The sequence below is a fragment of the Kitasatospora sp. DSM 101779 genome (assembly GCF_025655475.1).
Taxonomy (GTDB): Bacteria; Actinomycetota; Actinomycetes; order Streptomycetales; family Streptomycetaceae; genus Kitasatospora.
In genome coordinates this window covers 3,796,000-3,814,138 of sequence record NZ_JAHTIK010000001.1, presented here as the reverse complement: position 1 = coordinate 3,814,138, position 18,139 = coordinate 3,796,000, and the positions used below count along the sequence as shown (strand labels likewise).

General features: G+C 74.8%; 14 protein-coding genes and 1 pseudogene. 6 read left to right on the top strand and 9 right to left on the bottom strand.

The annotated features are described in order from the left end of the window. Window positions 1-876: pseudogene (locus KSNIM_RS17200) on the top strand (hypothetical protein); the annotation flags it as partial. 51 nt (window positions 877-927) lie between these two features. On the opposite strand, the gene KSNIM_RS17195 reads toward KSNIM_RS17200, so the two are convergent. Together KSNIM_RS17195 and KSNIM_RS17190 are read right to left on the bottom strand one after the other, a co-directional pair. Beyond that, window positions 928-1,959 carry an ABC transporter substrate-binding protein gene (locus tag KSNIM_RS17195; protein WP_263104093.1) on the bottom strand — a complete coding sequence of 344 codons (1,032 nt, stop codon included), beginning with the start codon at window positions 1,957-1,959 and terminating at the stop codon, window positions 928-930. Window positions 1,960-2,023: 64 nt separating this feature from the next. Then, the gene (locus KSNIM_RS17190; protein ID WP_263104092.1) at window positions 2,024-3,157 is read right to left on the bottom strand and encodes an alpha/beta hydrolase; all 1,134 of its coding nucleotides are present in this window, start codon (window positions 3,155-3,157) and stop codon (window positions 2,024-2,026) included. 156 nt (window positions 3,158-3,313) lie between these two features. Between KSNIM_RS17190 and KSNIM_RS17185 the strand changes: the two genes are divergently transcribed. Further along, entirely contained in the window at window positions 3,314-3,544 is a 231-nt protein-coding gene (locus KSNIM_RS17185) for a hypothetical protein (protein ID WP_263104091.1), read from the top strand. Window positions 3,545-3,579: 35 nt separating this feature from the next. Here the strand turns inward: KSNIM_RS17185 and KSNIM_RS17180 are convergent, their stop codons facing one another. Further along, a complete protein-coding gene (locus KSNIM_RS17180; protein WP_263104090.1) occupies window positions 3,580-4,182 on the bottom strand; it encodes an HAD family hydrolase in 603 nt (200 codons plus the stop codon). Between the two features lie 374 nt (window positions 4,183-4,556). Between KSNIM_RS17180 and KSNIM_RS39110 the strand changes: the two genes are divergently transcribed. Continuing rightward, window positions 4,557-4,940 (top strand): cold-shock protein, encoded by a 384-nt coding sequence (locus KSNIM_RS39110; protein ID WP_095873568.1) that lies wholly within the window; start codon window positions 4,557-4,559, stop codon window positions 4,938-4,940. A gap of 91 nt (window positions 4,941-5,031) precedes the next feature. Here the strand turns inward: KSNIM_RS39110 and KSNIM_RS17170 are convergent, their stop codons facing one another. From KSNIM_RS17170 to KSNIM_RS17155, 4 genes are read right to left on the bottom strand one after another with little or no spacing between them, the layout of a single operon-like run. After that, window positions 5,032-5,874 carry a 1,4-dihydroxy-6-naphthoate synthase gene (locus tag KSNIM_RS17170; protein ID WP_263104089.1) on the bottom strand — a complete coding sequence of 281 codons (843 nt, stop codon included), beginning with the start codon at window positions 5,872-5,874 and terminating at the stop codon, window positions 5,032-5,034. Then, complete coding sequence (locus KSNIM_RS17165) at window positions 5,867-6,565, bottom strand: futalosine hydrolase (RefSeq protein ID WP_263104088.1); 699 nt, start codon at window positions 6,563-6,565, stop codon at window positions 5,867-5,869. Before KSNIM_RS17165 ends, KSNIM_RS17170 begins: the two co-directional genes overlap by 8 nt. Window positions 6,566-6,575: 10 nt before the next feature. Then, window positions 6,576-7,094 carry a hypothetical protein gene (locus KSNIM_RS17160; RefSeq protein WP_263104087.1) on the bottom strand — a complete coding sequence of 173 codons (519 nt, stop codon included), beginning with the start codon at window positions 7,092-7,094 and terminating at the stop codon, window positions 6,576-6,578. 60 nt (window positions 7,095-7,154) lie between these two features. Then, window positions 7,155-8,552 carry an MFS transporter gene (locus KSNIM_RS17155; protein ID WP_411543869.1) on the bottom strand — a complete coding sequence of 466 codons (1,398 nt, stop codon included), beginning with the start codon at window positions 8,550-8,552 and terminating at the stop codon, window positions 7,155-7,157. A 374-nt stretch (window positions 8,553-8,926) separates the two neighbouring features. On the opposite strand from KSNIM_RS17155, the gene KSNIM_RS17150 reads away from it, so the two are divergent. Both KSNIM_RS17150 and KSNIM_RS17145 read left to right on the top strand, forming a co-directional pair. Beyond that, window positions 8,927-9,808, top strand: a complete 882-nt coding sequence (locus KSNIM_RS17150; RefSeq protein ID WP_263107999.1) for a DUF3027 domain-containing protein — start codon at window positions 8,927-8,929, stop codon at window positions 9,806-9,808. A 143-nt stretch (window positions 9,809-9,951) separates the two neighbouring features. Further along, the gene (locus KSNIM_RS17145) at window positions 9,952-13,242 is read left to right on the top strand and encodes a sacsin N-terminal ATP-binding-like domain-containing protein (protein ID WP_263104086.1); all 3,291 of its coding nucleotides are present in this window, start codon (window positions 9,952-9,954) and stop codon (window positions 13,240-13,242) included. Here KSNIM_RS17145 and KSNIM_RS17140 read toward each other — a convergent pair. Both KSNIM_RS17140 and KSNIM_RS17135 read right to left on the bottom strand, forming a co-directional pair. Further along, window positions 13,230-15,716, bottom strand: a complete 2,487-nt coding sequence (locus KSNIM_RS17140) for an HAD-IC family P-type ATPase (protein WP_263104085.1) — start codon at window positions 15,714-15,716, stop codon at window positions 13,230-13,232. The two genes, KSNIM_RS17145 and KSNIM_RS17140, sit on opposite strands and share 13 nt — an antisense overlap. Window positions 15,717-15,768: 52 nt before the next feature. Then, a complete protein-coding gene (locus KSNIM_RS17135; RefSeq protein WP_263104084.1) occupies window positions 15,769-16,083 on the bottom strand; it encodes a DUF2530 domain-containing protein in 315 nt (104 codons plus the stop codon). Window positions 16,084-16,348: 265 nt separating this feature from the next. Between KSNIM_RS17135 and KSNIM_RS17130 the strand changes: the two genes are divergently transcribed. Further along, entirely contained in the window at window positions 16,349-17,815 is a 1,467-nt protein-coding gene (locus tag KSNIM_RS17130; RefSeq protein WP_263104083.1) for an NCS2 family permease, read from the top strand. Window positions 17,816-18,139: the final 324 nt, after the last annotated feature.

Genomic DNA, 18,139 nt, shown 5'->3' with positions numbered 1-18,139 from the left:
GGCGGAGCGGCGGACGGCTCCGGACGGGGCGGCCGCGGGACCGGCGGCGGGACCGGTGGCGAGTGGTGGCGGTCCGAACAGCCCTGGCGGGTGATCGGCGCGCCGCGGCCGGCCGCCGACGACACCCCGGCCGCAACCGCCGCTCCGGCCGACGAGCAGAGCGTGTACGCCCCCGAGGGGGCGCCCGCGGCCGAGCCGCCGGGCGCCGCACCGGTCGGCCCGGCACCTTCGGACGGCCTGCTCCAGGGCGGCCCCGGCGCCGGCCTCAACCTCCCCGGCTGGGAGGTGGTGCAGTACCCCGACGGCGTCGACCTGCTCGGGCAGCCCGCCGCCGAGCTGCCCGCCCCGCGCACCGGGGCCGAGGCGCCCGCTCCCGAGGCGCCCGCCGAGCCGACCCCGGTCAAGCTCCGCAAGGGCCGCGGCCGCAAGGACACCGCGGGCAAGGACACCGGCGGCAGGGACACCGGGGTCGCCGACCCGGCCGCTGCCGCCCCGAAGGCCGGCGCCGGCGGCCTGCTCGCGGGCCGCCGGCCCTCCCCGCTGCTGCTGTTCGCCGCGGCCGCCCTGCTGGCCGGCGCGGTCACCGGCCAGCTGCTGGCGATGCTGCTCGGCTGGGGTGCCGCCTACCTCTCCCGGCAGTTCTCCGACCTCGCCCGCAAGATCGTGGTGCTCGGCATTCCGCTGGGCACCATGTTCGGCTCCGCGGTCTGGTACTGGGGCCGCACCAAGGGCCGCTGGGGGCAGCCACTCGCCGAGGGCGCGGCGATGAACCACGCGGTGTGGACGGCCGCACCCGACGTGCTCCGGGCGGCCGCCGTGATCACCGCGCTCGCCCTCCTCGCGGTGACGCTGCGCCGTCGCAGGGCGGCCGACTGAGCAGGTGACGCGGGCCGGCAGCGCCCGCCGGCCGGCCGGGCGCCGGCGGGCTCAGCCGCCGAGGAAGCGCTGCAGCTCGCCGAGCACCAGGTTGGCGCCGGTGTAGCCGACCCCCTGGAACCACAGCCCGTCCTCCACCGGGAAGGCCCGGTGCGCCCGTACGGCACCCAGGGCGAGCCAGGCCGGGCTGCGCAGCACCGCCGTCGTCCCGGCCAGGTCCGGGTCGCCGTAGGTGGCGTAGAAGAGGAAGTCGGCGTCGGCGCGGGCGAGCTGGTCGAGCGGGAGGTCGATCTCGTCCTGGTCGGTGTTCTGCACGTCCGGCCGCCCGAGGGCGGCGTCGGCGAGGACGCTGCCGAGCCAGCTCTGCCGCCCGTAGGTGCGGATGCCGGGCGGGGGGCCCTCCACGAAGCGCAGCACGCTGATCCGGCGGCCGCCGGAACCGGCGTCCCGGATCGCCCGGGCGGCGCGCTCGGCGTGCCGGCGGTACTCGGAGGTGACGGCGGCGGCCTGCTCCTGCCGGCCCAGGGCCTGCGCGTGCAACTGGAAGTTGTCCTTCCAGGGCGGGCCGGGTGCCTGGCTGAGGACGGTCGGTGCGATCCGCTGCAGCTCGGCCAGGTGCACGCCGTCGCGGGACGCGCTGCCGAGGACGACCTGCGGCTCCACCGCGCGGATCCGCTCCGGGTCGGGGCTGCCGGTGTCGCCGACGTAGGCGATGTCGGCGAGGCGGGAGGCCGGCCAGTAGTCCGGCAGGCCCGGGTCGAGGGCGGAGCGGGTGGCGCCGACCGGGGTGATGCCGAGGGTCATCGCCGAGTCCAGTTCGGGGGTGCCGAGCACCACGACGCGGACCGGGCCGCCGGGCACGGTGACCGGCCCGGTCGCTGTGGTCACCGTGGTGCTGGGAGTGGGCCGCGGACTGGGGCTGCCGGTCGCCGAGCCCTCGGCGTCCGCCGGCGCGGCAGCGAGGCCGCGCACGGCGGGCCCGGTGCAACCGGCCAGGGCGGCGCCGGCACTGGCGGCGATCGCGGTCAGGACCGCCCGGCGGGTCGGCCGGTGGGGCATCGGGACCTCCCGGAGGTCGGGCATCTGCGTCCGATTATGAACGAAATGTCCGATCCTCCTGAGGATCCGTCAGCTGCCGCGGCCGGGATCAGCGCGGGTCGGCGAGGTGTTCGCCCAGCCAGCCCAGCGAGGCCGGGAGCATCCGCGACCAGGTGTTGAAGTTGTGGCCGCCGGTGTCCAGCGTGATCGAGGAGACCTTCGTCTGCCCGCCCTTGGCGGCCGCGACGAACTTCTCGGTGTTGCCGTAGTAGTCGCCGTCGCCCTCGCGGCTGCCGCCGACGAGCAGCGAGACCGCCGGGCGGGGCCGGTGGGTGAGCCGCCAGGTCAGGTCGGCGTCCTCGCGGCGGGCGGCGTCTCCGCCGAACAGGTCCCCGGTCGTGGCGTCCTCGGCGGCCTTGTAGTACCCCGAGAGGGAGACCGCGGCGGAGAACACCTCCGGGCTGCGCAGCGCGAGCTTGAGCGCGCAGTAGCCGCCGGTGGAGTTGCCGATCGCACCCCAGCTGCCGGGGCCCTCGGCCACCCGGTAGGCGGCCCGGATCGCGGCCGGCACGTCGGTGGTGAAGTAGGTCGCCGCCTTCGGGCCGCCCGGCACGTCCTCGCACTCGGTGTCCCGCGGCATCGCCGGCGAGGGCCGCATCAGCACCAGCACCGTCGGCTTCATCTTGCCGTCGCGGACCAGCTGCAGCTCGGTGGCGGGGTAGTTCAGCTTGGTGATCAGGTTCTTGGCGTCGCCGGGGAAGCCGGTGATGGCGATCGCGGCGGGGAAGCGCTTGTCCTTGTACTCCGGCTGGAAGTACTGCGGCGGCAGGTACACGTAGCCGTCGGTGGCCAGCCCGGTGGTCGCGCCGGGGATGCGGATCCGCTCCAGCTTGCCGACCTGCGCCGCGTCCCGGCCGACGGTGTTGGTGCCGCGGACGTTCTCCGCGGACAGCCGCTGCACCCCGTGCTCCCGGCCGTCCAGCCGGTTCTGGATCGTCACCGGGCCCTGCTCGCCGGTGCCCAGCAGGTCGTCCCAGCTGCTGTAGAACGCGAAGTAGTTGTTGGCCAGCAGGCCGAGCGTGCACATCACCGCCAGCTGCGTGCCGACGATGGTGCCGATCCGGCCCAGCACCGCGGCCCAGCTCCGCTCGGCCAACCGGGGCCAGAGCCAGACGGTGCCCACGATCGCCGCCACCGCCACCAGGGCGGACAGCGCCAGCACTTTGTGGCTGGTGAGTCCCATTCTCTGCTCCCCCGTTACCCCGATTCCGGTCTCAGTTTCAAGGATCGCTGGGAGATTTCTGGGAGGACTCGGCGCGCAGGCTGAATCGTCCCCCGCCGAACGGCGGGGGGTGGAGAGCTGGGAGACTGATGGGGTCCGTGCTGTGAGGAGCCCGCTGTGAGCAAGCAGACCGCCGACCGTGGCGATGCCCTGGTCCGCGTCGGGGCGATCGTGTTCGCCGTCGGCGCGCTCGCGACCCTGGTCACCTTCGTCCCGCTGTTCTTCGACCTGACCAGGCTGCCCACCGCGGCCTACTGGATCTGCATGCTGATGCCGCTGGGCTTCCTGCTGTCCCTGGCCGGTCTGCTCACCACCGCCCGCGCCGAACGCCGCCGCGCGCAGGACTGACGCCGACGGGAAGCGCCGGGGCTGCAGGGCGTCCGCTACAGGGCGTCCGCGAGCCAGTCCGGGAAGGCCGTGAGGTCGTCCAGGACGGCGTCCGCGCCGGCCGCCCGGAGCTCCTCGGCGGTGTACGGACCGGTGGCCACCGCGACCGCGACGGCACCGGCCGCCCGCGCGCCGCGGACGTCGCCGAGGTGGTCGCCCACGTAGATGCCGGCGCCGTGCTCGCGCAGCGCGTCGCCCTTGGTCTCCGCCCACAGGTCGCCGACCAGGACGTCCACCTCCAGGCCGAAGTGCTCCAGGTGCAGCCGCGCGTTCCGCTCGTACTTGCCGGTGATCACCGCGACCCGGCCGCCGTGGGCGCGGACGGCGGCGATCGACTCCAGGGCGCCGGGCAGCACGCGGGTCGCGGGCAGCGCGTACTCCCGGTACATCTCGCGGTACCGGTCGGCGATCTCGTCCAGCCGCTCGGCCGGGAACCAGTTGGCGAGCTCGTGCACCAGCGGCGGCCCGAGCCGGCTGACGGCGAGTTCGCTGTCGATCCAGGTGCCGGTCTCGGCGGCGAGCGCGTCGTAGGTGGCCCTGATCCCGGGCCGGGTGTCCAGCAGCGTCATGTCGAGGTCGAAGCCGACGGTGAGAGCCATGACCGCCAGCCTAGGCCTTGCCGGACCCCGTCCGGCGGCCCCGCGGACCGCCCGCCACGTGCTCTCCGTCACTGCCCGCAGTTCCCCGGGGACCCAAAGTTTCGACCGCGGGCCCGACCGGGTATGCAGCCCTCGCACGGGGTGATCGATCACCCCGCTTCGTCTCTGGGGGTGTCTGCCTGTGGATTGCGCCGTGCCGCGTCCCTGCCGGGCCAGGCCCCCGTTCGGACGTGCCGCTCGGGAGTGAGCGGCTGAGGGATCATTAATCCGCTGAGCGTCGCCGATCGCCCGCGTAGGGTGGTCGGCTCGCCGTCCACCCGACGGGGTCCGGCCACCGCCGACCCCGCCCACACTCACAACGAGGACAGTTCGAGATGCCCACCGGCCAGGTCAAGTGGTTCAACGAGACGAAGGGATTCGGCTTCCTGTCGCGCGACGACGGGGGCGACGTCTTCGTCCACACCAAGGCGCTGCCCGCCGGGGTCACCACGCTGCGGCCGGGCCAGCGCGTCGAGTTCGGGATCGTCGCGGGCCACCGCGGCGACCAGGCGATGGGCGTGACGCTGCTCGACGCCCTGCCGTCGGTCGCCGCCGCCCAGCGCCGCAGCCCCGACGACATGGCACCGATCGTGCAGGACCTGATCACCACGCTGGACGACGTCCTGCCGGGCCTGCAGCGCGGCCGCTACCCCGCCAAGCCGGCCGGCCAGAAGCTCGCCGTGCTGCTCCGGGCGGTCGCGGACCAGTTCGACGTCTGACCGGCTGCCCGCCGAGAGCGCCACGAGCTCTCAAACCCACGAGCTCTCAAACCCACGGGCTCGGAACCCGTGGGCTCAGGAGGCCGTGGGCTCAGAAGCGCAGCGCACCCGGGTCGACCGAGGGCACCAGCCCCTCCGCGGCGGCCCGGGTGAGCAGCGTGCCGACCGCCGCGTACCCCTCCGCGCCGAGGTCCTCGGTGAACGCGTTGACGTACAGGCCGATGTGCTGGTCGGCCACCGCCGGGTCCATCTCCTGCGCGTGCTCCAGCACGTACGCCCGGGAGTCCTCCGGAGCGGCCCAGGCGGCCCGCACCGAGGCGCGCAGGGTGTCGGCCAGCTCCTTCAGCCGGTCGGCGCCGAGCGAGCGCCGGGCGACGATCGCGCCGAGCGGGATCGGCAGCCCGGTCTCCTGCTCCCAGGCCTCGCCCATGTCGGCGAGGCTGTGCAGCCCGTACCGCCCGTACGTGAAGCGGGCCTCGTGGATCACCAGGCCAGCGTCCACCCGGCCGTCCCGGACCGCGGGCATGATCTCGTGGAACGGCATCACGACGATCTTCCCGAAGCCGCCGGGCACGGCCTTCGCGGCCCACAGCCGGAACAGCAGGTAGGCCGTCGAACGCTCGCTCGGCACCGCCACCGTGCCGCCCGTCAGGTCCGTCCCCGGCTCCCGGGTCAGCACCAGCGGGCCGCAGCCGCGGCCCAGCGCCCCGCCGCACGGCAGCAGCGCGTACTCCTCCAGCACCCAGGGCAGCTGCCCGTAGCTGATCTTCAGCAGGTCGAGCTCGCCGCGCTCGGCCATGCCGTTGGTCAGGTCGATGTCGGCGAACAGCACCTCGGGGGCGTCCGCGCCGGGCACCAGGCCGTGCGCCCAGGCGTGGAAGACGAAGGTGTCGTTGGGGCACGGCGAGTACGCGACCCGCAGCGGCTCAGCCATCAGCGGCCTCCTGGAGCAGTTCGGGGTACGGCAGCACCGCGAAGGCCCGCTCCAGGGCCCCGAGCGCCTCGCCGATCCGCCAGGCCGCGCGGTCGCGCGGGCCGACGGGGTTGGACACGGTCCTGATCTCGAGGACGGGCAGGCCGAACCGGGCGGCGGCCTCGGCCACGCCGAAGCCCTCCATCGCCTCCGCGGCGGCACCCGGATGACGGGCCGCCAGCGCGGCGGCCCGCTCGGCGCTGCCGGTCACCGTGGAGACGGTCAGCACCGGGCCCGTCACGGCGTCCAGGGCCTTCGCCGCCAGGGCGACCGCGCCCGGCGCGGGGCGGTGCCGCACACTGCCGAAGCCCAGCTCGCCGACGTCCCGGAAGCCCTCCGGTGTCTGGGCGCCGAGGTCGGCAGCCACGATCTCCGAGGCGACCACCGTCCCACCGACCGGCGCGTGCGGGGCGAAGCCGCCCGCGATGCCGGCGGACACCGCCAGCCGGAACCGGCCGGAGGCCAGGGCCACCGCCGTCGCCGCGGCCGCCGCGGCCGGGCCGACCCCGCCGGCCAGCACCTCCACCGGCACGCCCGCAGCCCCGGCACGGTCGAGCCCGCGCAGCACCGCGTCGGCCTCGGCCTGCACCGCGACGACGACGAGCAGCCCGGCCGGGGGGCCGGACTGCTCGTCGTCGTGCCTGGGGCTCATCGCCGGAGGGTCAGTCCTGGGTCTTCATGTCGAAGTACCAGATGCCCAGGATCTCCTGGGTCTTCTGGTCGGCCTCGACGACCGTCACGGTGGTGGTGCCCGAGGAGTTCAGCACCTGCGAGGCCTGCACCGAGCCGGACCAGGTGGTGCCGCGGGTGTCCTGCGCGAGCGGGGTCTGGCCCTGTGCGCCGCCGTCGGTGAAGGCGAACCAGCCGCGGTCGGCGACGGACGGCGGGACACCCACGCCGATCCGGTCGCTCGCCTGCACGTCGGTCGACGGCAGCGTGTCGGCCTCGCGGGCCTTCTTCGCGTCCACCTGGCACTTGGCGAGGACGTCCTGCGGCAGCGCCTTGCCGTCGTTGTAGCAGAACGGCGCCGAGGTGATCGACGAACGGCCGACGGTCAGGGTCACGACGTGCGAGTCGGGCTTGCCCTGGCTGTTGGCGTACGCGATGGAACCGCCGACCGTGCCGGCGCCGATCACGACCACGGCGCCGATGGCGGCGATTGCACGGGTGCTGAGGCTCATGGGCAAGAGGCTACCGGGCTTTCGCGATCACGCGACGCGGGGGTGGCCGAGTCGCCGCGGCTATGCCACCCGTGGCCGAGTGGCCGTCCCGCGAAGCCCCACCTTGAACAGCGAGCGCAGCGTCCACAGCAGCATCGCCGTCATCACCGCCGCCGCCAGCGCCAGGCCCAGCGTCGCGTTCAGCGGCAGCGAGATGCCCACCACGCCGCCCGCCACCCAGCACAGCTGAAGGATCGTCTCCGACCGTGCGAAGGCGGACGTCCGCACCGACTCCGGCACGTCCCGCTGGATCACCGCGTCCAGCGCCAGCTTGCCCAGCGAGGCCGCCATGCCCGAGGCCGCCGCCACCACGGCGATCGTCAGCAGGCTGTACCAGATCGCCGCCACGGCCGACGCCACCGCCGCCAGCAGCAGCATCGCCGCCACCGTCGCCTCCGAACCGCGGGTCTTCAACCACGATCCGAACACCGAACCGAGTGCGTTCCCCACTCCCGCCGCCGCGGCCACGATGCCCAGCGCCGCCGTCTCCGGCACCCCGCTCACCGGCTCCTTGCGGACCAGGAACGCCAGGAACATCACCAGAAAGCCCACCAGCCACCGCAGCGAGGACACCGCCCGCAGCGCCAGGATCACGGACGGGCCGACCGTCCGCAGGATCGCCTTCGACGAGCGGGCGCCGTGCCCCTCGGCGTGCATCACCGCACGCTGCTCGCCCTTGGCCGAGTCCACTTTGTGCGGCAGGTGAAACGCCATCAGCGTGCCGATCACGAACACCAGGAACGCCCCGCGCAGCGGCCACCCCGGACCGGCCAGGTGCAGGAGTCCGCCCACCCCGGCCGCGACCATCGTCGCCAGCAGGCCGGCCAGCGTCACCCGCGAGTTCGCCTTCACGAGCGACAACTGCGGAGGCAGCAGCCGCGGCACCACCACGCTGCGCACCACGCCGTACGACTTGGAGGCGACCAGCACGCCCAGCGCTTCGGGATAGAGCGCGATCCCCCCTCCGGCGATCGAACCGGCCATCGTCCAGGCCAGGATCGCCCGGGCCAGCATCGACATCGCCATCGCCGAACGGCGACCGTGCGGCAGCTTGTCCAGCAACGGACCGATCACCGGGGCGAGCAGCGCGAACGGCGCCATGGTGATCAGCAGGTAGAGCGCCACCCGGCCGCGGGCCTCGCCGGTCGGCACCGAGAAGAAGATGGTGGAGGCGAGCGCGATCGTGATGAGCATGTCGCCGAAGGAGTTCAGTGCGTGCAGCTCGATCAGCTTCGCCAGGCCCGACTCGCCGGCGCCCTCCGCCGAGGTCGCCCTCCGGATCCGCCGGCCCGTGCCGTGCATCATCCGGCCGGTCCGCACTCCCGCCGCGGAAGCGCCCCTGACCACGGCGTTCTTCGGCTTGCCGGCTTTCGGCGGCAGCGGCCCACCGGCCGGATCCGGCGGCGGCACAGCCCTCACCTCCGAGGGGCCCTCCGGCTGCGGAGCGTCCACGCCGTGCTGCGAGGGGGTCTCGTCCGCCACATACGCCATCCTGCCCGAGAATCAGCCGCGGTACGACTGTGACCCGGCACGGGTTCCGCGGATCGCCGCGCGCCGCCCCGGACTGTGCCCGGACGCCGACCGGCGGGTAGCCTGCACTACGCGCACGGGGCTGGGACGGACCGGGCGGGGCGGCGCGGCCGGTGCCGGGCACGGACCTTGGTCGCGCAGAATAAGAAGTGCCCTTCGTACAGCTTCGGCGGGCGGGGCACCACCCCGGGACGGCGCACGCCGTGCGCGGGACCGCCGCCGGACAACAGGACTGGGAGAGAATCGACGCCGTGAGCGCTGCGATGCGAAGCCGTACCCCCGACCGGCTCTGTGCCGAGGCCGTCGAACTCGCCCGCCAGGCCGCCGTCGAGATGGTCGGACCGGAGACCGTCGGCGCCCACCTCGGCGTCCGCGCAGAGGCCGACCGCGTGGTCACCCACACCTTCGAGTGCCTCGACGCCGCCTACCGCGGCTGGCACTGGGCGGTCACCGTGGCCCGCGCCCCGCGCGCCAAGAACGTCACCCTCGACGAGGCCGTCCTGCTCCCTGGCGACGACGCCGTGCTCGCCCCGCAGTGGGTGCCGTGGAGCGAGCGGCTGCGCCCCGGCGACATGGGCCCGGGCGACCTGCTGCCCACCGGCGCCGACGACCTCCGGCTGGAGGCCGGCTGGAGCGGCGAGGACGAGCCCGCCCCCAACTCCGCGATGAGCGAGGCCGCGGAGGAGGACGTCGTCCTCAGCGACCCGCACATCCAGCCCGCCCCGGCCCGCGCCCGGATCGGCGCCGTCGCCGAGGAGCTCGGCCTCGCCCGGCCGCGGGTGCTCTCCCGGCTCGGCCTGCACCTCGCCGCCGAGCGGTGGGAGACCTCCTTCGGTCCGCAGACGCCGATGGCGCAGGCCGCCCCGGCCAACTGCGACACCTGCGGCTTCCTGATCCCGATCGGCGGCTCGCTCGGGCAGGCGTTCGGCGTGTGCGGCAACGAGTTCGGCCCCGCGGACGGCCAGGTCGTGGCCTTCGGGTACGGCTGCGGCGGCCACTCCGAGGCCGCGGTGCTGCCCGCCCCGCCCACCCCCTCCGAGCTGATCCTCGACGAGACCATCGTCGAGCCCCTCGCCCTCCACCCCGACCGCACCGGCGGTTCCGTCGAACCCGACGCCCCCACCGAGGAGCTCGGCCACTCCTGACGGCGTCTCCCGGCGCCGCTCCCGGACCGCGCGGTTCCCCACGCCCCCCGGGCGTGCCCTTCCCCTGTGGTCGGAGCTGTCCGTCCGGCAGGGGAGAATGCGGACCGTACGCAGGGTGCAGACGGCGGAAGGCGGCAGGGCCAGTGGAGCCTCGGATCATCGGCGGTACGGACGGGCAGACGGCGGACGTCTTCGACACGGCGGGCCTGCGCCACCGTGTCCTGGAGGCGTGGACGGCCGCTCCCGCACGCTTCCGGGAGGACGCCAACGCCGAGGAGGAGCTCGCCCTCGGCGGCTACCGCGACCGCCTGATCGTCGAGCTCGCGCAGAACGCCGCCGACGCCGCCGCCCGCAACGGCACCGCCCCGGGCCGGCTGCGGCTGATCCTCCGCGACGGCGTGCTGGCCGCCGCCAACACCGGCGCCCCGCTGGACGCCACCGCGGTGGAGTCGCTCTCCACCCTGCGCGCCTCGGCCAAGCGCCCCGAGGACGTCCCGACGGTCGGCCGCTTCGGCGTCGGCTTCTCGGCCGTGCTGGCCGTCGCCGACGAGCCCGCCGTGCTGTCCACGCACGGGTCCGTCCGCTGGTCGCTGTCCGAGGCCTCCGCGCTGGTCGGCGCCCGCCCGCAGCTGGCCGGGGAACTGCGCCGCCGCGAGGGCCACGTACCGCTGCTTCGCCTGCCGTTCCCCGCCGAGGGGTCGGCCCCGGACGGCTACGACACGGTGGTGGTGCTGCCGCTGCGCGACGCCGCCGCCGAGGACCTGACCCGCCGTCTGCTCGCCGAGATCGACGACGCCCTGCTGCTGACCCTGCCCGGGCTCGCCGAGATCGTGGTGGAGACGCCGGAGGGCGTCCGCACGCTGACCCGGTCCGCGGACGCCCCGCGTCCGGACGGCATCACCACCGTCACCATCACCGACGGCGACCGGGCCACCGTCTGGCAGACGGTCGGCGCCGAGGGCACCGTCGCCGCCGCGCTGCTGGCCGACCGGACGACCGAGGAGCGCGCCCGTCCCTACTGGTCGGTGGTCTGGGCCGTGCCGGTCTCCGACACCGGCGTGCCGCAGGCGCTGCGGACCACCGCGGTGGTGCACGCGCCGACGCCCAGCGACGAGCCGCTCGGCGTGCCGGCGCTGCTGATCGCCGGCTACCCGCTGGACTCCACCCGTCGCCACGTCGCCCCAGGCCCGCTCACCGACTTCATCACCGAGCGCGCCGCGGACGCCTACACCGAACTGCTGAAGGCCCGCGGGGCCGACCTCGGCTCGCTCTCCCTGGTGCCCGGCCGCCTCGGCCACGGCGCCCTGGACAACGCGCTGCGCGCCGCGATCCTGGACCGTCTGCCCGGCACGCCGTTCCTGCCGCACCCGGGCCCGGTCGAGGAGGGCACCCCGGCACTGCGGCCGCGTGACGCGACCCTGCTGGAGGGCGCGGACGGCTCGGTGGTGTCCGCGCTGGCACCGATCTTCCCCGGTCTGCTGCCGGCCGGGCTGGAGCGCCGCCCCGAGCTGCGGGCGCTGGACGTCCGCCGGGTGCCGCTGGCCGAGGTGGTCGACCAGCTCGGCGGCCTGGAGCGGGAGCCCGCCTGGTGGCGCAACCTCTACGCGGCACTGGCCGGCGCCGACCCGGAGGCACTGGGCGCGCTGCCCGTGCCGCTGGCGGACGGTCGGACGGTGACCGGCCCGCGCCGGGTCCTGCTGCCCTCCGACCCGGCGGACTGGGCGGGCTACGAGGGCTACCCGGACTCGCTCGCGGAGGCACTCGGCCTGCTCGACCTGCGGCTCGCCCACCCGGAGGCCGCCCACCCGCTGCTGGCCAGGCTCGGCGCCGTCACGGCGACCCCGGCCGGGGTGCTCGACACCCCGGAGGTCCGGGCCGCGGTCGCCCGCTCGCTGGAGGTCGGCGAGGACGACTTCGACGCCGCGGTCGACCTCGCGGACGCGGTGCTCGCCCTGGTGAAGGCCGCCGAGGCGGCCCCGGGAGACCACCCGTGGCTGGCCCGGCTGGCGCTCCCGGACGACGAGGGCGAGCTGACCCGGGCCGGCGAGCTGATCATCCCGGACTCGCCGCTCGCCGAGCTGGCCCGGGAGGGCGACGCCGCATACGTCGACGAGGACCTGCTGGAGCGCTGGGGGGCCGAGGTCCTGGCCGCGGCCGGTGCCATGGCCGGCTTCGTGCTGGTCCGCGCCGAGGACGTGGTGCTCGACCCGGACGACCTGGAGCGGCTCGACCCGACCGTCCCCGCCGACCGGGCCGCGGGGGGCTCCCCCACGGGCCTGGTCGACGAGGCGCCGGACGGCCTCGCCGAGTGGTGCGAGGACACCCTGGAGGCCCTGCACGCCGACGACAGCGGGGAGATCGGCGTGCCGCCGGTCGCCGCCGAGCTGCTCGCCGTCCGCGACCTCGACCTGGTCGACGACGCGGCCTGGCCGCAGGCGCTGAAGGTGCTCGCCCGCCCGCCGTACCGGGACGCCGTGGTGAACCCGGTCCGCACCCTGCTGCCGGACGGCCGCTACGTCGACCTCCCGCCCTACACGGCCTGGTGGCTGCGCGACCACCCGGTGCTGGACGGCCGGGAGCCGGCCGGCCTGCGCGCGGCCGGCGCCGACCCGCTGCTGCGCGGCCTGTACGACGAGGCCCGCACCGACCTCGACGACCAGTTCCTGCACGCCCTCGGGGTGCGCACCACGCTGGCCGCGCTGCTCGCCGAGCCGCACGGCCCGGAGGAACTGCTGGACCGCCTGGTGGACGAGGCCTCCGAGGTGACCCACCGCCAGCTGCACGGCATCCACACCCAGCTGGCCGCGCTGCCGGCCGAGCGGGTCGAGCCGCTGGACGTCGTCCGGGCGCTCGCCCCGCTGGACCCGGAGACCGGGCGCCGCCCCGACACCACGGTGATCGTGGACGCCGCGCGGGCGGTCGTCGCCGACGCCCCGGACCTGGTCCAGCTGCTGCACGACCACCCGGTGCTGCCGGTGGCCCCCGAGCTGGCCGCGGCGCTCGCCGAGCGGCTGAACGTGTCGCTGGCCAGCGAGGTGGCGGGCGGCCGGGTGCTCTCCGACGGTGTCCTGCACCGGGTGCCGGCCGTGGTCCGCGAGCTGCTGCCGGGCTGCCCGGCCGCCTACGAGGAGCACGAGGAGCTGCTGGTCGTCGGCCCGGACGGCGAGGAGGCGCACGTCGACTGGCGCTGGGACGCGGCCGCCGGCACCCCGGAGGTGCCGTACGCCCCGGAGGACGCCGAGGCGGGCGACGAGGACGACGAGTTCGAGGTGCCGCCGGTGCCGGGCCTGTTGCACGCGGCCACCCCGGAGGGGCTGGCGGCCGGCCTCGCCTGGGCGGTCGGCCAGTGGCACCGCCGCTTCGAGGTCCTCGCCGCCCTCGCCGAGCCGGACCGCGCCTACGAGCTGCTGAACGCCCGCGACTACGAGTCCTGACCGCCCCGGCCGGGGCCCGCACCCGCGGGTCCCGGCCGCAGGCCTCGGTCCGCGCCGTTCCCCGCCGGTTCGGAGCGGAGCACGATCACCCGCCAGCTGATCTCCAGCAGCACGCCCGCGATCCCGGCGATCAGCACCCCGAGCCAGGGGTCGCGGACGCCGGCCAGTTCGAGCTGGAAGAAGTCGGAGAGCCAGGGCACCATCAGCACCAGCGCGAACGCCCCGCCCATCGCCGCGATCAGCAGGATCCGCCACCAGGAGTACGGCCGGGCGACGATCGCCAGCACCCACAACGCCACCAGGAACAGCGTCAGCGTCGCCACGCTGGTGTCCGCCTTCAGCTCGGTGCCGTTGTTGGCCCGGGCCAGCATGTACGAGGTGAAGGTGGCGGCGCCGGCGATCACCCCGCCGGGGACGGCGAACCGCAGCACCCGCCGGACGAAGCCCGTCCTGGCCCGCTCGTTGTTGGGCGCGAGCGCCAGGAAGAAGGCCGGCACGCCGATGGTGAGCGTGGAGAGCACGGTGGAGTGCCGGGGCAGGAACGGGTACGGCACGTGGGTGAAGACGACCAGCAGGGCGAGCAGCACCGAGTAGACGGTCTTCACCAGGAAGAGGTTGGCGACCCGTTCGATGTTGCCGATCACCCGGCGGCCCTCGGCGACCACCGAGGGCAGGGTGGCGAAGGAGTCGTCGAGCAGCACGATCTGGGCGACCGCGCGGGTGGCGTCGCTGCCGGTGCCCATGGCGACGCCGATGTCGGCGTCCTTGAGCGCCAGCACGTCGTTGACGCCGTCACCGGTCATCGCCACGGTGTGCCCGCGCGACTGCAGCGCGCCGACCAGGTCGCGTTTCTGCTGCGGGGTGACTCGCCCGAAGACGGACGCCAGGTCGGCCGCGTCGGCGAGGCCGGCCGGGTCGTCGTGGGGGAGGGTGCGGGCGTCCACCGGCTCGTCGGCGCCGGGCAGCCCGAGGTGGCCGGCGACCGCGCCGACCGCCACCGCGGCGTCGCCGGAGATCACCTTGGCCCGGACGCGCTGCCGCTCGAAGTAGCGCAGGGTGTCGGCGGCGTCCGCGCGCAGCCGCTGCTGCAGGACCACCAGGGCGAGCGGCTCCAGTCCGGCGGCCGGGTCGGGGTCGTCCAGCGGCACCGGGGAGCGGCCGAGCAGCAGCACCCGCAGCCCACGGGCGCCGAGTCCGTCAGACTCGGTCAGCGCCGGGTGCCCGGCCGGCAGCAGCACGTCGGGGGCGCCGAGCAGCCAGCTGCCCTCGCCGCCCTGCGGTTCGGCGAGCCGGGCGGCGCTCCACTTTCGGGCGGACGAGAACGGCACGGACTCGACCACCTGCCAGCGGCCGTCCGGCGGCGGGCCGTAGGCGTCGATGACGGCCTGCATGGAGGCGTTGGGGCGGGCGTCCGCGGCGCCGAGCGCACCGAGCGCCTCGCGGAGGGTCTCGGGTCCGCCGTGCTGGGCCCGGCCGTCGGCGAGCGGCCGCAGCTCCAGCAGGTCCATGCCGCCCTCGGTGAGGGTGCCGGTCTTGTCCAGGCAGACGGTGTCGACCCGGGCGAGGCCCTCGATCGCGGGCAGCTCCTGCACCAGGCACTGGCGCCGGCCGAGCCGGATCACGCCGATCGCGAAGGCGACCGAGGTGAGCAGCACCAGGCCCTCGGGCACCATCGGCACGATGCCGGCGACCATCCGGCGGACGGCCTCCTGCCAGTCGTTGCGCTCCACCGCGAGCTGGCTGATGATCAGGCCGAGCGCGGTCGGCACCAGCAGCCAGGTGATGAACTTGAGGATCTCGTCGATGCCGCTGCGCAGCTCGGAGCGGACGAGGGTGAACTTGGTGGCCTCCTCGGCGAGCCGGGCGGCGTAGGCCTCCCGGCCGACCTCGGTGGCGGTGAACGCTCCCGATCCGGCGACGACGAAGCTGCCGGACATCACGTGGTCGCCGGGGCGCTTGAGGACGGCGTCGGGTTCGCCGGTGAGCAGCGACTCGTCGATCTCCAGTCCGTCCGCCTCGGTGACGGTGCCGTCGACGACGACCTTGTCGCCGGTGCCGAGCAGCACGGTGTCGTCGAGCACGACCGAGGAGGTGGCCACGGCGACGGCGGCGCCGTCCCGGCGCACCTGCGGCTTGGCCTCGCCGATCAGCGCGAGGCTGTCTAGGGTGCGCTTGGCCCGCAGCTCCTGGACGATGCCGATCGCGGTGTTGGCCACGATGACCAGGCCGAACAGGCCGTCCTGGAGCGGGCCGACCACCAGGATGATCGCGAACATCACGCCGATGATGGCGTTGAAGCGGGTGAAGACGTTGGCCCGGACGATCTCGCGGACGGAACGGCTGGAACGCACCGGGACGTCGTTGACCTGGCCGCGGGCGACCCGCTCGGCGACCTCGGCCGCCGTCAGTCCGCCCCGACGCCCGGGCGGCCCCGGGTGTCCTGCCTCGGCCGTACCCTCCGCGGGATGCGTCATGGGACCGACTCTAGGTGGGGCCCCGGACCGGTGCCGCTCCGCCGAGGGGCGGTCAGTCCAGACGAGTGGCGGGGCCCCCGGGGCTACCGGCGCCCGTTCCGCCCCCGGCCGCAGCCTCGGCTTCGGCGGCGCGGGCGCGGCGGATGGCGTCCCGGCGGGCGCGGCAGTACCAGAGGCCGATCAGCCCGAGCAGGCCGCCGGAGAGGCAGATCCACGGCCAGGTGCCGTGGCCGTGCTGCTCCAGGGTGCCCTTGAAGGGCAGCAGAGCGAGGAAGGCGACGAACCACAGCACCGTGCCGCCGCCGACGATGGCGACGTCGTTGGCCTCCAGGGGCGGGGGCGAGGGGCGCAGCGGGGTCTTGGGCATGGCCCCTAGGGTACGGGGACGACCGGCCGCCGGTGCAGGGGTGCTGGGCGCCCGACGACCGATTCTGTGGGCAGATGGCCGTAAGGGCCTTCTTCTACGCGCGAAGATGGCGTGCGAACGAGCGAAAACTCATACTTGAGCTTCCGGTTGCTGCTACGCGCGTCATTCCGCCCGTCCGGCAGGCCGCCGGTGGACCAGGTCAGCGCCGACCCGGGTCCCGCCGTCACCACCCCCGTCCGTGCCCCCCACCCGACGAGGACCCCGCATGTCTCCGCAGGCCCAGTCGACGTCCGCGATCGACGCGCCCTCCGCGCCCGCTGCCGCACCCCAGCCCCCCACCGGTGTGCTCGACCGCTTCTTCCGGATCACCGAGCGCGGCTCCACGCTGCCCCGGGAGATCCGCGGCGGCGTCGCCACCTTCTTCACCATGGCCTACATCCTGGTGCTGAACCCGATCATCCTGGCCAACGCCACGGACATGACCGGCGCGCACCTCGACAGCGGCCAGCTGGTCACCGCCACCGCCCTCACCGCCGGCCTGACCACCCTGCTGATGGGCGTCATCGGCAACGTGCCGATCGCCCTTGCGGCCGGCCTCGGCGTCAACAGCATCGTCGCCCTCCAGCTCGCCCCGAGGATGACCTGGCCCGAGGCGATGGGCATGGTCGTGCTGGCCGGCTTCGCGATCCTGCTGCTGGTCGCCACGGGCCTGCGCGAGCGCGTGATGAACGCGGTGCCGCTCGGCCTGCGCAAGGCCATCGCGATCGGCATCGGCCTGTTCATCGCCCTGATCGGCCTGGTCGACGCCGGCTTCGTCAGCCGGATCCCGGACGCCGCGCACACCACCGTCCCGCTGCAGCTCGGCGGCAGCGGCCACCTGCTCGGCTGGCCGGTGCTGGTCTTCGTGCTCGGTCTGCTGCTCACCCTCGTGCTGCTGGTCCGCAAGGTGCCCGGTGCGATCCTGATCGGCATCGTCGTCGCCACCGCCGTCGCCCTGGTGATCGAGCAGGTGGTCGGCCTCGGGCAGGGATGGGGCCTGACCGTCCCGACCTGGCCGGGCAGCCCGGTCGCCGCCCCGGACTTCGGCCTGATCGGCAAGGTCAGCCTGTTCGGCGGCTTCCACCACGCCGGCGCGCTCACCGGTGCGCTGTTCGTCTTCACCGTGCTGATGTCCTGCTTCTTCGACGCGATGGGCACCATCCTCGGCGTCGCCGACGAGGCGCACCTGCTCGACGAGAAGGGCGACCTGCCGGGCATCAACAAGATCCTCATGGTGGACGGCATCGCCACCGCGGCCGGCGGCGCCACCTCCTGCTCCGCCAACACCTGCTACGTCGAGTCCACCGCGGGTGTCGGCGAGGGCGCCCGGACGGGCTTCGCCTCGGTCGTCACCGGAGTGCTGTTCCTCCTCGCGCTGTTCCTGACCCCGGTGGCCACCATGGTCCCGGCGCAGGCCGCCACCCCGGCGCTGGTCGCGGTCGGCTTCCTGATCCTGGCCAACTCGATCAAGGAGATCGACTGGGCCGACCACACCATCGCGATCCCGGCGTTCCTGACCATCGTCCTGATGCCGTTCACCTACTCGATCACCAACGGCCTCGGCATGGGCTTCATCGCCTTCTGCGTGCTGCGCCTGGCGGCCGGCCGCGGCCGCGAGGTGCCCGCGGCGATGTACGCGGTGTCCGCGGTGTTCGCCTTCTACTACCTGATGCCGGCGCTCGGCCTGCTCTGACCGCCGCCGCCGTACGGGCCCTCCCTCCGGTTCCCGGGGGAGGGCCCGTCGCGTTCCCGGCGTCCTCGGGGTCCGCGAGTGCCCCACGGGTTCCCGGGAGGGGGAGCGGGCCGGCGCGCAAGGGGGCGTACGGGTGGTGATCCGGCGCCGATTCGACGGAGGGGTCGGCCGTTCCGGGCGGGTGTTGTGCAGGGGCCGTCAACACGCCCCGATCTGGCAACTTGCGTGTGCATGACCATGCTTGGATGGCCGGACCCCGCCCGGCGGCGGCCCGTCCGGCCGACCCGGGGCCCGGACCCGGTGACGCCGGCAGCGCTCCCGGGT

Bases quoted from the DNA above. Each gene is read 5' to 3' on its own strand.
- KSNIM_RS17195 (WP_263104093.1), bottom strand. From the start codon at position 1,959: ATGCCCGACCTCCGGGAGGTCCCGATGCCCCACCGGCCGACCCGCCGG.
- KSNIM_RS17190 (WP_263104092.1), bottom strand. From the start codon at position 3,157: ATGGGACTCACCAGCCACAAAGTGCTGGCGCTGTCCGCCCTGGTGGCG.
- KSNIM_RS17180 (WP_263104090.1), bottom strand. From the start codon at position 4,182: ATGGCTCTCACCGTCGGCTTCGACCTCGACATGACGCTGCTGGACACC.
- KSNIM_RS39110 (WP_095873568.1), top strand. From the start codon at position 4,557: ATGCCCACCGGCCAGGTCAAGTGGTTCAACGAGACGAAGGGATTCGGC.
- KSNIM_RS17170 (WP_263104089.1), bottom strand. From the start codon at position 5,874: ATGGCTGAGCCGCTGCGGGTCGCGTACTCGCCGTGCCCCAACGACACC.
- KSNIM_RS17165 (WP_263104088.1), bottom strand. From the start codon at position 6,565: ATGAGCCCCAGGCACGACGACGAGCAGTCCGGCCCCCCGGCCGGGCTG.
- KSNIM_RS17160 (WP_263104087.1), bottom strand. From the start codon at position 7,094: ATGAGCCTCAGCACCCGTGCAATCGCCGCCATCGGCGCCGTGGTCGTG.
- KSNIM_RS17150 (WP_263107999.1), top strand. From the start codon at position 8,927: ATGCGAAGCCGTACCCCCGACCGGCTCTGTGCCGAGGCCGTCGAACTC.
- KSNIM_RS17140 (WP_263104085.1), bottom strand. From the start codon at position 15,716: ATGACGCATCCCGCGGAGGGTACGGCCGAGGCAGGACACCCGGGGCCG.
- KSNIM_RS17135 (WP_263104084.1), bottom strand. From the start codon at position 16,083: ATGCCCAAGACCCCGCTGCGCCCCTCGCCCCCGCCCCTGGAGGCCAAC.
- KSNIM_RS17130 (WP_263104083.1), top strand. From the start codon at position 16,349: ATGTCTCCGCAGGCCCAGTCGACGTCCGCGATCGACGCGCCCTCCGCG.